We start from the raw sequence: 16,041 nt of genomic DNA, 5'->3' as shown, positions 1-16,041 counted from the left end.
AAACCGTTCCCTGCTATTCCTTTGCGGGTTTCACCACTGTCACCCAAAGTGGGGTCTCCATACCGTTATCACCACTTACAATCAGTTGCGCTGCCCCATTACCACATCCCTGTGTTGCGCTGGCAATAGCCACCCACGGTGCTGCCGGGCCTGGATATCCCAGGGTAGCGTTCAGATCGCGCAAATCCTGACCAATATTGATCGGGCTTTTTAACGCCAGTAATCCTGTCGCAATCGCCATATGCCACTTCGGCTTAATACCTACTGACCAGCCACTTTTTAGATCGTCAGACACCAAATCTCCCCAACAGAGAGCCTGTTTCAGGGCATAGTGCAAATCATCAGCGCCAGCCTGATGCGCCTGCTCAGGGCGATGCAGGTAAGCAAGCGGTGTTAAAGGCATTACGAAATTTGGATTGCCAAGCAATAAACCTACGACGCTTTCAGCCGTACCTTCTGGCTGATCGGGCACGACCTGCATTGCCACAACCAGCAGCAGTGCGCGTTCAGTACTACGGTGATCCAGCCACTGATCCACAACGTTCAGACCGCTGCCCTCAATACGTGTGACACGTTGTCGAATATGGCTTTCAGCCCAGCATTTCTGCCAGATTGCATCTGTCTCGCGTTGTTGCAAGCTGGTGTTAATTTCCATTAATAATGAAAGAGGTACATCGGCAGGGACTGAAGCCAGAACGACGCTGAGTTCTTCGAGAGTTTTCTTTAGAACCCGGGTCAGCGTTTGTTCTGCCGTTTCCCCCTCAGATCTGACCAGGCGACTGTGTCGTATGCCTTCCTGGCTTTTCCAGGAAGTCTGGGTTTTAAGGATTTGTGTTTTTTTCAGCAGAGCGTTCCGTTGCCTCTGACCATCAGTATCAGCATGTTCACGCAACGCAGTGTGTAGACTAACGCCCAGTACATGCAAAAAACGGCGACCACGCAGGATTTCACGGCGAAGTATTTTTTCACGTTCGTTATCCCTGCTCAGGGCAATTGCCAGTTGTCCCCTATACCAGGTAATACGAACTACCAGCAGGACAAGCCAGAATAATGAAGGAAGCCCCAACGCGGTTTCCCAGAATGCATTCGCATTGATCTGCGGCTTTGCCGTACTGTTCAGAATCGTACCCACTGTACCGGCCAGCAACACAACAACCAGCAACAGTAACCACATCCACCATACCGGAGGTTGAGGCTTGATGGCTGGAGCCTGGATTAACTTCAAATTCACTGCCATATTCAGCTCACAGCAGCCTGCGGCAGGCCCGAAATAAGTGTACATCCGCAGGCACAGCGGTGACCGTGGAATGCAACAGGTAAGCCATTGTCTTTGAAGGTTGGATGCCCTTCAGCAATAACCGTCGGGCCATGGCCTTCTATTGGGCAACTGACAGGGTCGCCTAGTCGCGCCACCCCGATCCCACAAAATTTCATATTTGTGGAACCGCTTAATACGGAACCACCCCCAGTGTTTTTATCACCAACACGAATAATACCTTTCATTTTTATCTTAACCTCACCATATACCCCCTCCAAATTCCTTCCGGAGAAGATATTGATAATTGCGTTAGAATTGATATATCAAATAATATGCGATTGCATTTCGTTTATTATTTCCCGTACATTCTTTAATGAAAGAATGCTTACGTACTACGACAGAAAAATCAAAGTGTGCCGCGGATAAACTAAAACTGTTATCTATGTATCCGGCCATACAGAAACCGGGCCCGAAGTGACTGAATTATCATAGCCCACCAGTAACAGGCAAGAAGGCAAGAAGAGTTGACGTATCAGTCTTTATCCGTGACGTTGTATTCGGTGTAATTAAACTTAATTAATGGGCCAGCGGATCGCCCCAGACTACCGGACATACACTGAGGATTTAATTACGCTTCCCCTACGAATCGCCACTCCACCCTGTCGGTGGGCATTATTTCGCCCTGCTTCACGTAACGAATTTCCTCTTTGCTTACCCCTAGATTCGGCTGCCACGCTGGCTGCCAGTAACCGCTTTTCGGGCAGGGCTCGCCGCTGCGGCACAGCAGCAGGGCTGTGCCGTCCTTCTCAAAATCCGGGGAGGATGGCAGTGGCCTGCCCGTCGCCGGGTTCAGCTGTTTCGCTTTTGCCAGCTCCGCTATCTGTGCTTCACTGGGTTTTGGCGGCGCGATATTGGCCTCGCGCTCTTCCACCCACTTCAGCCTGCCGTCCCACTCAGGCAGAGGCGCTGGTGGCAACGGGACGATATCGTTGATTTCCGGTACCACTGGGCTGGCGTAAGAGTAGTTACTGAGTATCTTGCTGATAACCTTATAACGCCGGGCACGCTCCGGATCTGCCGGCTGGGCCAGATAGTAGAGCGGGTTGGTCGGTTCAGGGCCGTTAAAGCCATTCGCCAAAAATCGAGCGGAACTTCCATCTCCGGCCGCCACGCCCAACTGAAAAGCTTCAATGGCATCCTGATATCGTTCATTGATTTGCATATCAATGCCAAGCTCGCCTGCCGCTTTACCATCACCCTGTTCAGCGGCACAACGGAGCATCTGGCGTGCAATATCCGGCGCCATCCCCACCGGCGCCAGCTTATCACCCACATACGCCTGGGCCTGGGGATTGCCCTCATCCGCAGCCTTACGGTAGTAGCGCAGCGCCAGCTCCGGATCCTGCTTCAGACCGGCGACGCCATGCTCCAGGTACATGGCGATAAAGTAGTAGCCGGTCGCCACTTTCGCATCGATAAGCCGCTGGCTCAGGCGCAGTCGTTCATGGCCGCTCAGCGTAAACTGCCCGTGCAGCGCGCCGTTCTGCAGGTTGATACTGGCTTTAAAGTGCCCGTTTTCTGCCGCGATGCGGTACAGGCGCTCCGTTTCCCCGTCCACAGCCTTGTCCTGGTTGAGCTGGTTATTCTTCTGCAGCCAGCGGGCGTAGTTAAACAGCATATCCTTGTCCGCAGAGGCCGCTGGAATGGTTTCATGTTTACAGGTAAACGCCAGGCGGGCGTTAATATTATCGAGCGGGTTTACGGAAATATTCTTATGTACAGGGGTTGCAGATGACGGGACACTGTCCTGGTCGCAGCCCGTCAGCAGCAGACTGACAAACACCATCCACACTATTTTTACTTTCATTCCTCTGTTCCCTTTCCATGGCTTCAGTTATCAACACCCCGTCAGTAAGTCTATGCCTCACCCACCAGACGCCATTCCACCTGCTGCTCTTCCTGTATCCATTTGTCCTTCAGCGGCCAGGGACGCGGGTGGACCTGCTCCACCCTGTCGGTGGGCATTATTTCACCCTGCTTAACATACCGGATCTCTTCTCTACTCACCCCGCGGTTCGGCAGCCACGCTGGCTGCCAGTAACCGCTTTTCGGGCAGGGCTCGCCGCTGCGGCACAGCAGCAGGGCTGTGTCGTCCTTCTCAAAATCAGGGGAGGATGGCAGCGGCCTGCCCGTCGCCGGGTTCAGCTGTTTCGCTCTGGCCAGCTCCGCTATCAGCGCCTCGCCAGGTTTGGGCGGCGGGATATTGGCCTCGCGCTCTTCCACCCACCTCAGCCTGCCGTCCCATGCAGGCAAGGGCGCGGGCGGCAGCGGGACGATATCGTTGATTTCCGGTACCTTCGGACTGGCATAGGAATAGTTGCTCAGTATCTTACTGATAACCTTATAACGCCGGGCACGCTCCGGATCTGCCGGCTGGGCCAGATAGTAGAGCGGGTTGGTCGGTTCAGGGCCGTTAAAGCCATTCGCCAAAAATCGAGCGGAACTTCCATCTCCGGCCGCCACGCCCAACTGAAAAGCTTCAATAGCATCCTGATAATGTCCTTTTCCCTGCAAGTTAATGCCCAGCATCACCGCGGCTTTCCCTTCCCACTGCTCCGCAGCACAACGACGCATCTGGCGTGCAAAATCCGGCGCCATCCCCACCGGCGCCAGCTTATCACCCACATATGCCTGGGCCTGGGGATTGCCCTCATCCGCCGCCTTGCGGTAGTAGCGCAGCGCCAGCTCCGGTTCCTGCTTCAGACCGGCGGCGCCATGCTCCAGGTACATGGCGATAAAGTAGTAGCCGGTCGCCACTTTCGCATCGATAAGCCGCTGGCTCAGACGCAGACGTTCATGGCCGCTCAGCGCAAACTGCCCGCGCAGCGCGCCGTTCTGCAGGTTGATACTGGCTTTATAGTGCCCGTTTTCTGCCGCGATGCGGTACAGGCGCTCCGTTTCCCCGTCCACAGCCTTGTCCTGGTTGAGCAGATTATTCTTCTGCAACCAGCGGGCGTAGTTAAACAATATATCCGTGTCCGCAGAGGCCGCCGGGATGGTTTCATGTTTACAGGTAAACGCCAGACGGGTGTTAATATCAGAAAGTGGGCTCACAGATAAATCCTTTTCAGCAGACAGTACGCTGTGCTGGCTACACGCCATCAGCAACAGGCAGAACACTATTAACTGGCGCATCAGTCCAGATCCTTCAGTTCGTTATTGGCGTAATAAAACGTAATCACCGGGGCAACAGGTTCCTGATTATTCTGCTGACGATCCTTATTTTTGCTGAGAATATCCTCCCACGCGTCAAACGCAACAGAAGCATTATCCTTTGTCCCCAGTTTATTGGTATGCAAATCCCATAAGCGTTTCCGCAAAGATTTGGTCACACTGCTCCACTCGTGCGCAATATTCATTTCACTGTCCACCTGCATACTGCGGGTATTAATATTCGCCGAACCGTGGGTGATAAAAATGTCATTAACGATCATTAGCTTTGAATGAACATAAACCGGTACCCAGTTTTCCGGGGGAGAGTCCTGAGCAACCAGAGAACAGATATGTATTTTCAGGCCTGGCACCGGCACCATTTTGATATCAGAATCTTTTAACTCTTCTGCCTTTTTTAGTTTTGCTTCATATTCTTTCTGCTGACGGATAAACTCTTTATTGATCCGCTCCTGAGTTGCAGGATCGCGGGACCAGGCGCCAGAAGCGTATTTGCCCGGCGCTTCATCCCTGATTTTGTCAATCATCCGCTCCCGGGTTACCCCCGGTATAGTGTCAGCACGTCCCAGACTTTCGAGCATTCGCTGGGTATTAACCGTACCCGCCCCTATTCCACCTTCCGTTACATTGGTTATGACAAACAAATGTAATGATCCATCCTTTTCAGGCGTGCGTCCTTTTACCCTCTGGACAAGCGCCGCTTTTTTAATGACCTCCGCCAGCGGCGGCCAGCGGAAATACTGGTTTTCAATATAGATAAACTGCGTCGCATTATTGACCGCCTGCAGATAGACTTTTTCAATATCGCGTTTATTTTCTTGCGGCTGAGTACGTAAAAGCTGGGCAATTAAAGGGGTACCATATTCTTTTCGGGGTTTGAGCATTTTCCCGACCAACCTGGCATTACGTAATGAAATGAGATCCTCTCCCGTCTCTTTGCGCCATGCTTTAGCAAAATTCTCATGCAAATGTTCCAGAACAGGCCCCGTCACCTGGCTGGAAATATCCTGGCGGGGTAAAAAACCACGTGCACCTTCATCAGGTCCCCATGGTGCCTGACTACCGATCCGATTTGATGATGAATGCGCATCGGTATCCCAGTACTCATCCAGCATGTTGTGTCCCATTACAAAACCAACGGCATACTCCGGCAATTCGTAGTCAACAAGCACCGTTTTCTGATGGTGTGAGGGGGCAGCAGCCATTATTCCCACCGTACTGGCACTGAGTTCTTTGTCGAGCGCCCTGTATTTTGCGCGCCAGGCAATTTCAGCCCGTTCTTTCTCATTAAAGCCGCGGCCAACGAATAGCGGATTTTTTGTAAGCTGATTCATTTTTTTTACTCCAGGGCTCAACGCTGGATTGAGTTCCAGAAGATCATCACTATATGAATGTTGAGAAAACCACTGGCGATCAAAAGCATACTGTGTATCTGTCGCACTCTGCCCTGCACGATCCTTTAGCGGAATAGCCCCTTTTCCTGGCAGGTTGGCTTCGTCCGCAAATCCTGCTGTATTGAAAGGCGCTTCCCACCCCAGAATGCGCACCTGCACTTTTTTTTCCCCTTCAGCTATCTTACAAAGCAGTTCGCCAATACAGGGCTCCTGACCATTCCGTATAAAATACATCGAGGGCTGAAATCCCCAGCAGATGATATCGACGGTTTTCTGTGCATTCGCGATGGCATGATGCACCGCCGCAAAGGCCTCTTCTCCGTTTACCAGCGGTTTGTAGGTCGCCAGTGCTGGCGGGTATTCCGTATCCTGAATAAACCACGGGGAAGTAATCGTGCACTGGCTGGTATCAGATTTCGCAACCGGGGCAACTATATCGTTCTGGCTCATTTGCTTTTTTTCCTTATCGTTCACTCTGCGTAAACATTACTATGCTCAGCATGCGACGCAGGCTTGTTGATATCTGCTGCGGCTTCAGTCTGTCGTAGCTATGCCTCACCCACCAGATGCCACTCCACCCGCTGCTCTTCCTGTATCCACCTGTCCTTCAGCGGCCAGGGACGCGGGTGGACCCGCTCCACCCTGTCGGTGGGCATGATCTCGCCCTGCTTAACATAACGGATCTCTTCTCTACTCACCCCGCGGTTCGGCAGCCATGCTGGCTGCCAGTAACCGCTTTTCGGGCAGGGTTCACCGCTGCGGCACAGCAGCAGGGCGGTGCTGTCCTTCTCAAAATCCGGGGAGGATGGCAGCGGCCTGCCCGTCGCCGGGTTCAGCTGTTTCGCTTTTGCCAGCTCCGCTATCTGTGCTTCACTGGGTTTTGGCGGCGCGATATTGGCCTCGCGCTCTTCCACCCACTTCAGCCTGCCGTCCCACTCAGGCAAGGGCGCGGGCGGCAGCGGGACGATATCGTGGATTTCTGGAACGGTGGGATGGGCCCAAGAGTATTTCGCCAACACTTCGCCTATCTGCTCATACCGCCAGACACGCTTCAGGTCTTTTTCCAATGCCAGATAGTACATGTCTGTTGGTTCAGGCCCGGCAAATCCATGTTCAAGGAAACTTGCAGAACCTGAATCTCCTGCTGCTACGCCCATCTGGAAAGACTCAACCGCCTCCGGATATTTTTCATCGATAGTAAGCATTATTCCTAATGATTTTGCCGCCTTCCCCTCCCCCTGCTTAGCAGCACAGTAGAGCATCTGCATCGCTACCTGCGGCGCCATTTTTGCCGGAGACAGTTTTTCACCAACATAAGCCTGAGCCTGGGGATTCCCCTCATCCGCCGCCTTGCGGTAGTAGCGCAGCGCCATCTCCGGATCCTGCACCAGGCCCGCCGCGCCATATTCCAGATAGATGGCAATAAAGTAGTAACCCGCCGCCACCTTCGCATCAATTAATTGCTGACTCAGGCGTAAACGCTCATGACTGCTCAGCGAAAAACGCCCCCGCAGCGCGCCGTTCTGCAGGTTTATATTGGCCTTATAGTGCCCGTTTTCCGCCGCAATACGGTACAGCCGGGCAATTCCAGCATCCACCGCTTTATCCCGGTTTATCAGGTTATTTTTCTGCATCCAGCGGGCATATTTAAACAGTACGTCTGCGTCAGAGGATGCTTCTGGGATAATCTGGTGTTTACACTTAAACGCCAGCCGGGCGTTAATCTCGGTCAGCGGGTCCATGGGCGCATCCTTATGGGTATTGTTCTGGTCGCAGGCGGTCAGCAGTAGGCAGGATAAAAGTAAGAGTCGTTTCATCAGTCCAGATCGCTCAGTGTTGGCTTGTTGTACAAAAATTTGATCAACGAAGCCTCGGGATGTTTTTTTCCTGTCCCCTGATACTTTTCATTTGTATCAAGAAGATCTCCCCAAGCCTTAAACGCCCCCCTTGCATCATCCTGCCCTCCTTTTCCGTTTGTATGCAGATTCCACAACCGCCGCCGTAAATCCCGCGTCACGCTGGCCCATTCATGGGCAATATTCATTTCACTGTCCACCTGCATACTCCGCGTATTGATATTGGCCGAGCCGTGGGTAGTAAATACATCATTTACGATCATCAGCTTCGAGTGAATATACACCGGCATCCATGCTTCCGGCGGTGAGTCAGGCGCGACTAATGAACAGATATGAACCTTTAGCCCGGGGCGATCTTCAGAGAAGATCTGGCTACTCTGAATTTCATCGGCATTCTTTTTAAGAAGGCCGATTTTCTCGTTCATCTCACGGTTACGTTTAGTTATTTCACCTGGGTCAATATAGCCGACAGAACCGTCAAACGTTTTGTTGCTGAGCTGCCCTATTTTACGCAATTTGGTCACCTCAGGAATGGTGTTTGCCTGGCCGAGCAGCTCCAGCATGCGCTGAGTATTTACCGTTCCCGCACCAATGCCTTCATCAGTAACGTTAGTCACCACAAACAGATGGAGTTCGCCCCCTGCTTTACTCAGTTTTGCAGCAATCGTATTAATTAATTCCGCCAGCGGCGGCCAGCGAAAATATTGATTTTCGATATAAATAAACTGCGTCGCATTATTCACTGCTTGCAGGTAAAGCGTTTCAATATCATGTTTTCCCGCCTGCGCTTGGGTGCGTAACAGTTGCGCCATCATCGGCGTACCGTGCAGCGCACGCGCTTTCAACTTCTTAGCGACTGACACGGCATCACGAATAGTCAGCAAATCCTGACCGGTTTCCTTTTTCCATGCAGTAGCAAAATTATGGTGCAGATGCTCCAGAATCGGGCCAGTTACTCGACTGGATATATCCTGTCGAGGCAGTTTACCGTTAGCACCTAAACGGGGGTCCATTTTATTACCTGGACGAAACATTGCAGAATGTTTGTCCGTATCCCAGTACTCATCAAGCATGTTGTGCCCCATAACAAAACCAACGGCAGAGTCCGGCAATTCATAGTCAACCAGCACCGTTTTTTGATGATGAGTAACGGTACCTGCAAGAGTAAGAATCGTGTCAGGACTGATGTCTGGGTCAAGCGCCATATTCGCAGCACGATATGCAATTTCAGCTCTTTCCAGGGGATTGAACCCGCGACCGACAAACAAAGGAGAAAGCGAGCTTAATTTTTCTTGTCGTTGTGCGACTGGCGCGGCCGCGATTTCCGATATTCCTGCCTGACCATCCTTCAATTGATGATCGGACCATTCACCTGACAAGGAGTACTTACTGAACCATTGTCGGTCATAGGCATAACGTTCATCAGTAGTACTCTGGCCTTCTCGGTCTTTAAAACGAATGGCTCCCTTACCTGGTAAGTTGGCTTCTCCTCCCACACCAGCCGCGTTACAAGGCATTTCCCAGCCCAGAATGCGTACCTGTATTTTTTTTGTTTCCGCAATCTTACAAAGTAATTCGCCGATACATAGTGACTTACCATCACGAACAAAGTACATAGAAGGCTGAAATCCCCAGCAAATGATATCCACCGTTTTCTGTGCATTCATAATGGCATGATAAACGGCAGCAAACGCCTCTTCCCCATTTACCAGCGGCTTATACGTCGCCAGCGCTGGTGGGTATTCCGTATTCTGAACAAACCAGGGAGAGGTGAGCATGCACTGACTGGTGTCAACCGTGGCAATGGGTGTAACAATATCTTTCTGGCTCATTGACATTCTTCCTTATCAATACGGCCATCAAGCAAATCAGCATAAATATTACGATGCTCCGTATGTGAGGAAGGGGAACTGATTTCTGCGTCCGCCTGAGAAGCATGGTGATGAAAACCACGGTTAGCGAGTTTACCCTGTTCAGGGTTACTGTACGCTTCAACCACCGGAATCTGATAAGTTACGCCGTTAGCCATCTCCAGTTTGTAATTTTGCGTCACGACCTGATGATCTATTGGTATCTGTCCTCTTTCGTCCAACACACCGTTTTTCAGTGGTGCGCCATCGGCATAAAGGGTGTAAGGCATTCCTGCCCAGCTAATTCCCTGTGCGTTAGGAGATTGCATGATTTTCAGATTCAAAGACTGTCGGACATTGGACTGGAGCGGGGGATAGTCTGGATGATCGGCCTTCATACTGGCAGGCCCGCTATACATAAAATCGGCGGCTTTAACTTCAAAATCACCGTTGGTACCGAATTCTATCCGGCAGGGATCGAGTGTCAGATAACTCCCTCCAGCGTTTATAATGATTTTTTTCTTCGCGATAATGTGAATTTCATCGTCCGTACTGACGATCTCAAGATCTTTACGTGCCAGCAATTGCAGTTGGTCGTTTTGTGCCTGAATTGTCACAGGACCCTGGTTAGAGATGATCTTCATACCCAACTTGCGTACAAACAGACTAAGCCCTTCCCCAACACCGATAAAAAGACGCTTCATTACCCCCATATCTGCATCAGCCCCGGCATTGACTATCAGATTGCGATTTGCCGTCAATTGCAAATGCTTGCCGCTGCTTATAGCAACACCTTTTGGCGCGCTGAGTACGGCAACAGCCTCTTTAAGCTGGTCGATTTGTTCGCGCATAAACGCTAACTGTTGATCGATCTGGGCAGGATCAGCTTTGGCTGACTGAGCATCACGAGACAGCGAGTCCATTTCATCACCCGCTTGCTTTAGTCTGTCCAGCGTATCCTGCATTTCGAGCATTTTACCACTGGCTAACGACTGGGCATCTGCTGTAATGAATAGCCCCTTACCACCACGTAATGCTCCCCACGAGTCAGTTCTGAGCTCAAATCCTTCCCCCCGAAGTTTCCTCCCGGCATCTACGTTATGCCCCAGGTTCAGCTGCGTTTTGCCGCCGTACTCGGTGCTGAGCTTGATATGCTCCTCGCCGCGTTTGTCCTCCATCCGCAGTTTGTTGTTCGCCGGCGTGCGGATCACGTTGCGGGAGCTGTTCTTCTCCGTGACATGGTCGACGTGGCGGGAGTCGTGCAGGGCATGGGCGATATACGGCCGGTCAGGGTCGCCCTCATGAAACGCTATTGCCACTTCCGTCCCCTGAATTAACGGGAAGTGGAAGCCGTACACATCACCGCCGTAGGGTTTGGCGAGGCGCACCGGCATACTCTCCTGGCCCTGCGACTTGTCATCCCGGTCGGCATCAAATTTCACCCGGTACAGGCCGGACGCATCCTGCCAGGCATAGATATCGTTAGCCTTTGCGCTGGTGACGCGCGCCGTCATGGTGCCGGTCACTTTCGGGCGCGGCAGCAGTGGCGGACGCCAGCACAGCGTTTCGCTGTACGGGACAGCTATGATATTCACACGTAGTGCATCTTTTCGGCTGGCGGTGAAATGTGTACTGACAATCAACACTGGTGCCTTCAGCACCTCTGGAAGAGTCGGTGGCAGGCTGTCGCTGATGGTCAGCACCTGCGCCGGAGAAAGGGTGGAATCGGTACTGGCAGCACTAATCAGCGTCTGCCTTGCCAGAAAACGTTCATGGTCGAGCCTAGCATAAAAGTTGGCGGTTTCCGCCTGCGGCTCAATCTTGTCGCCGCGCTCAAGATGGCGCATATGGTAGTGATACACCTCACCGTAGGTCATCCCTTCCCCGTCGCCCCTCGTCATATCGGCAGGGGCGGACTGGAGTACACTCTGCGCGTCACGGTGGTTGTAATCTTTCGTGGTGACATTCGCTTCCACCACGTTGTGGGAGACGTTAAGCCCCCACAAAGAATCCGCCCCGCTGTCGCTCATCCCGGACGGGCTGTTCACCTGCAGTGTTTTGCCAAACATCAGCGCACGCTGCGCGTCGGCAAATTGCACTACTTCCGTCTGCGCATCCTCCTGCAGCGTGAACCAGTAAAATATCCCCACCTCTGCCAGGAGACGCTGAACAAAGGCCAGGTCGCTTTCGTGGTATTGGTTTATCTGCTCGCGCTTCGGGTAGCTGTGCTTCAGGTTAAACTCGTACTCCCAGCCTTGCAGTCCGTGCTCCTGTAGCACCTGCTCCACCACCTCGGGCACCGATTTATTGACAAAAAAGCGGTGGGAGCGATGCTGCTTATCCAGCAGGAAAAGAAACGGTTTCAGCGTAACACGGTATAACATCTGGTCAGCAGAGCCGGACAACCTCCGGAAATCAGTAATAACACCGTGTACTTTTTTCTGCCCCGTCAGGGGCTTGAGCATACCGTCACCCATTGTCAGACTGGCTGGTTTACGCAGCAACTCGCTGGCATCAAGATGTTTGTTTGTACTGGTAAAAATAATGTCGTAACTGAACATCCGGCTCATGCTTTCAGACCCGCTGAACTCTTCAACGTCCAGCGGCGACGGGCTGGAGGGAATATCAAGCCGGTAGCGATTCAGGGTTCCCGACGTCGATAAAACACTTTGCAGACCGTCAGTGAAATTCATTATTATTCACTCCATGAACAGGTTTAAAAGGGTGTTCGCAGGGGACGTAGCGCCTGCTCTGGAAATGCTGAGCATTACTGTTGCTCAACTCGCCATATGGCCTCACCGCTTCCATGTCATTAAGCGGAATGTCGAAAATACAGTCGTTGTGAATTTCTATCCCGGCGACCATTCTGCGCGGTGTGTCTTTATGACGTTTTGAGCGCAGAACATAGCTGATAATAAACTGGCCTTTATCCGGGAAAAGATAAAAAGATGGGGGGATGCACAACAGGTTATTTACAACACGAAGCTTAGGGTCAAACGTAATTTCCCGATCCCTGAATCGTGTTCCTCTCGGTTCGATGGAGATAGTGACAGGTTGATAATCCTCAGACTCTGGAACACTGAAACAAACGCTGTCACCTTTCGTACTGGACACTGATATTTCATCAGGCCGAAGCGCGTCTCCACTCCCAGGACATCCGGTCAGTAACGCTAAGCTGAGCAAAAATAAAATAGCATCCCGGGTGTGCGAAATTATTATTATCACCACGGGAACCCCCGTAACGCATTGGCATATTGTTGACGGATAACATTTTCGGAAATATTTCCTTCAAGCGTGACATCATTATTTTTTCTTAGTTCACACCAGTTATCATACCCCTCTGCCTGCAGGGAAAAATGATCGGCAATAATTTGCGCCTGCTGCTCCATCGGATATTCACTCAACAGACGGCCATCCAGTACATAGCGGTAACTTACCGCCCAGCTAATTAGCCCCCGTCCGATGACATTCATCCCCTTTTCCCGTTGCCAGACATGCGCCATTTCATGAATAAAGAGATGTTGCAGGAAAGGAACAGTTAATGCGTAGTCATCTCTGTACCAGTGACGAAAATAGATCTCACCATTTGGGGTCATAGCTACAAAGTCATTTTGCAGGCCAAATGGCAGATAACTGCCGCAGTGGATCCAGACTTTATGATACGGGATCGTTGACCTGAATACCGACTTCGCCAGCGCAATCTCTCCTGGCATCAGTAACCGCAACGTTCCTTCTTTCTTATCCTTTTTTTCTCTGTCCTTCTCTTTGTCATGTATGGTCATTATTCACCTTCCTGCTGTAGTTCAATGACGATGCCCTCGTCTTTATCCCACCCCAGCGCCAGGCTCTGCGGCTTCTTACCCGCCGCCATATGTGTCAGTAGTTGCTGGCTCAGCACCGGCAAAATCTGCTGGTTCAGCAGGCTGTCGATGTTGCGCGCGCCGGTGTCCGGTAGCAGGCAGGCACCGGTCAGCGCGTCCAGCAGGCCGTCGGCAATTGTGGTCTTTATGCCGTAGTGGCGCGCCAGGCCTTTGCTCACCTGGTTCAACTTCATGCCGACAATGGTGCGCATGGCCGGTTGTGTCAGCGGGCGGTAAATCACCGTCTGGAAGCGCGCCAGCAGCGCGGGCTGGAAGTGGTCACGCAGGATGGGGCGCAGCAGTTCGTGCAGGTCCCCGTCGCTGGCCTCCGGCTGTTCATCGAGCATCTGCATCAGGTGGTCGCTGCCGAGGTTCGAGGTCATCAGGATGACCGTGTTGCGAAAGTCAATTTCGCGCCCCTCGCCGTCGCGCATAAAGCCCCGGTCAAACACCTGGTAGAACAGGTTCATCACGTCCCGGTGCGCTTTCTCGACTTCATCGAGCAGCACCACGCTGTACGGGCGCTTGCGCACCGCTTCGGTGAGAATGCCGCCCTGGCCGTAGCCCACGTAGCCCGGCGGGGAGCCCTTGAGCTGGCTGACGGTGTGCGGCTCCTGGTACTCGGAGAGGTTGATGGTAATCAGCGATTTCTCACCGCCGAACAGCTCGTCGGCCAGCGCCTGTGCTGTCTCGGTTTTTCCTGTGCCGCTCGGCCCGACCAGCAGGAACACGCCCTGCGGGCCGTTCTCCGGCGCAAGGCCAGTTTTAGCGGCGCGAAGGCGCTGAGCAATGGCGTTCAGCGCCGCGTCCTGGCCCACCACGCGCCTGGCCAGGTTATCCTCCAGGCTCAGCAGTTCTGACTGCTCGTCCTTCATTAATGAGGAGAGCGGCACGCCGGTCCAGTCGGCAATCACCGTTGCCACGGTGCGGGCGTCCACGTCCAGGCCCAGCAGCGGGCTACCGTTCTGCACGCCACTAAGCTTCTGCAGCATGTCTGCGATTTCAGCGTGGCGGGAGATGTCCTGACGGCAGGCCAGCAACTGCTCCGTGAGCCTCAGTTCCTCTCCGTACTGGGTTTCCAGCGCATCGAGTTCGAGGATGATGCCTATCTCTTCCGGTTCAATCGTCACCAGACGTTCGCCGTGGCTGTTATTCCCGACCGCAATATCTTCCAGCAGCGCCTGCTTTTCCATTCCCAGCGCGGTCAGCTGCGCTTTCAGGCGGGTTAGCGGCTCCGGCACGGTCTCGAGGCTCATGCGAATCCGCGCCGAGGCGGTATCCAGTAAATCTACCGCCTTGTCCGGCAGTTGGCGGCCCGTAAGGTAACGGCGGGAAAGCGTGACGGCGGCGCGGACCGCTTCGTCGGTTATGTGCACGCCGTGATGTTCAGCGTAGCGGGATTTCAGACCTCGCAGCATCAGGCAGGCGGTGTCGTCGTCTGGCTCATCGACTTTGACCATCTGGAAACGGCGCTCCAGCGCGGCGTCGCGCTCGAAATACTGTTTGTACTCGCTCCAGGTAGTGGCGGCGATGGTTCTGAGCTCCCCGCGCGCCAGAGCCGGTTTCAGCAAGTTGGCCGCGTCCGCGCCGCCCGTCTGGTTGCCCGCCCCGATGATGGTGTGGGCCTCGTCAATGAAAAGGAGAACAGGCAGCGGTGACTGCTGCACCGCTTCAATGATGTTTTTCAGGCGCTGCTCGAACTCCCCCTTCACGCCTGCGCCCGCCTGCAGCAGGCCGAGATCGAGGGTGCGCACGGCGACGGGTTTCAGGCTCTCCGGAACGTTGCCTTCGGCAATGCGCAGCGCCAGCCCCTCCACCAGGGCGGTCTTGCCGACACCCGGCTCGCCGACCAGAATTGGGTTGTTCTTGCGGCGCCTTGAGAGAATGTCCACCATCTGACGGATTTCATTGTCGCGGCCGAACACCGGGTCGATTTTGCCTTCGCGGGCGCGGGCAGTGACGTCGAGAGTGAATTTTTCCAGCACGTTCTGCAGGGCCGGGCTGAGCTCCCCTTCATTTATATCCGCAATCAGCGGGCGGCCAACAAACTCCACGTCACCGCAGCTGCTCAGGGAAGCCTCTTGCTGCACCTCTTCCCGCTCGTCGGACTGCGTATCCAGTAGCCCACGCAGGCGCTCAAGTTGGCTCTGCCCGGTGGTGGTCAGCGGCCACAGGCCGTCGCAGCGCAGGAGCGAAGGCTTTTCCACCACCGCCATCAGCAGGTGCTGGCTGCGGATGTGCGTCTCCCCCGCCAGCGAGGCGTGCAGCCACGCGTTCTGCATCAGGGTCTGCAAACCGTCCGAGAGCTGCGGACGGCTGCGCACCGAACGCGGAAGTGTCTCCAGGAATGCCAGCAGATCCTGCCATATCGCCTCCATGTTCCATTCGTAGCGGCGGGCAATCACCATGATGTCGCCCTCGCCCTGCTCCAGCAGCTTCAGCAGCCAGTGCTCGGGGAGGATTTCAGCGTGCGCCCGGGTCTGACACAGGGAGGCAGCCCCTTCCATCGCACGGGCGCAGTAAGGGTTTAGACGACGTAGCAGGATGGCTGGATTTTCCATGAGATTCTCTCTTTGTCAGTTCCGGGCACGC

General features: G+C 53.6%; 11 protein-coding genes. All 11 read right to left on the bottom strand.

The genetic code is table 11. The features are described from left to right. Window positions 1-13: 13 nt before the first annotated feature. The 11 genes from B3511_RS08440 to tssH all read right to left on the bottom strand — a co-directional run bounded on the left by B3511_RS08440 (window position 14) and on the right by tssH (window position 16,010). On the bottom strand, window positions 14-1,174 hold the full coding sequence (locus B3511_RS08440) for a hypothetical protein (protein ID WP_286781722.1): 1,161 nt from the start codon (window positions 1,172-1,174) through the stop codon (window positions 14-16). Window positions 1,175-1,239: 65 nt separating this feature from the next. Further along, window positions 1,240-1,503 (bottom strand): PAAR domain-containing protein, encoded by a 264-nt coding sequence (locus tag B3511_RS08435; RefSeq protein WP_286781721.1) that lies wholly within the window; start codon window positions 1,501-1,503, stop codon window positions 1,240-1,242. A 383-nt stretch (window positions 1,504-1,886) separates the two neighbouring features. Continuing rightward, on the bottom strand, window positions 1,887-3,125 hold the full coding sequence (locus tag B3511_RS08430; protein WP_286781718.1) for an SEL1-like repeat protein: 1,239 nt from the start codon (window positions 3,123-3,125) through the stop codon (window positions 1,887-1,889). Between the two features lie 50 nt (window positions 3,126-3,175). After that, complete coding sequence (locus tag B3511_RS08425; protein ID WP_286781717.1) at window positions 3,176-4,453, bottom strand: SEL1-like repeat protein; 1,278 nt, start codon at window positions 4,451-4,453, stop codon at window positions 3,176-3,178. After that, window positions 4,453-6,333 (bottom strand): phospholipase, encoded by a 1,881-nt coding sequence (locus B3511_RS08420; protein ID WP_286781715.1) that lies wholly within the window; start codon window positions 6,331-6,333, stop codon window positions 4,453-4,455. The genes B3511_RS08425 and B3511_RS08420 overlap by 1 nt, the downstream gene beginning before the upstream one ends. A 98-nt stretch (window positions 6,334-6,431) precedes the next feature. Further along, entirely contained in the window at window positions 6,432-7,700 is a 1,269-nt protein-coding gene (locus B3511_RS08415) for an SEL1-like repeat protein (RefSeq protein WP_286781713.1), read from the bottom strand. Further along, on the bottom strand, window positions 7,700-9,571 hold the full coding sequence (locus B3511_RS08410; protein WP_137273467.1) for a phospholipase D-like domain-containing protein: 1,872 nt from the start codon (window positions 9,569-9,571) through the stop codon (window positions 7,700-7,702). Before B3511_RS08410 ends, B3511_RS08415 begins: the two co-directional genes overlap by 1 nt. Then, a complete protein-coding gene (locus B3511_RS08405; protein WP_286781709.1) occupies window positions 9,568-12,282 on the bottom strand; it encodes a type VI secretion system Vgr family protein in 2,715 nt (904 codons plus the stop codon). Before B3511_RS08405 ends, B3511_RS08410 begins: the two co-directional genes overlap by 4 nt. Continuing rightward, window positions 12,269-12,814, bottom strand: coding sequence for a putative T6SS immunity periplasmic lipoprotein (locus tag B3511_RS08400; RefSeq protein WP_349676216.1), 546 nt, complete (start codon window positions 12,812-12,814; stop codon window positions 12,269-12,271). The genes B3511_RS08405 and B3511_RS08400 overlap by 14 nt, the downstream gene beginning before the upstream one ends. Further along, the gene (locus B3511_RS08395; RefSeq protein WP_286781707.1) at window positions 12,811-13,371 is read right to left on the bottom strand and encodes a type IV secretion protein Rhs; all 561 of its coding nucleotides are present in this window, start codon (window positions 13,369-13,371) and stop codon (window positions 12,811-12,813) included. The genes B3511_RS08400 and B3511_RS08395 overlap by 4 nt, the downstream gene beginning before the upstream one ends. Further along, window positions 13,371-16,010 (bottom strand): type VI secretion system ATPase TssH, encoded by a 2,640-nt coding sequence (gene tssH / locus B3511_RS08390; protein ID WP_286781705.1) that lies wholly within the window; start codon window positions 16,008-16,010, stop codon window positions 13,371-13,373. The genes B3511_RS08395 and tssH overlap by 1 nt, the downstream gene beginning before the upstream one ends. Window positions 16,011-16,041 lie beyond the last annotated feature (31 nt).

It is taken from the genome of Leclercia sp. UBA1284, assembly GCF_002308415.1.
GTDB lineage: Bacteria > Pseudomonadota > Gammaproteobacteria > Enterobacterales > Enterobacteriaceae > Enterobacter > Enterobacter pneumoniae.
This window is presented reverse-complemented; position numbering and strand designations above follow the sequence as displayed.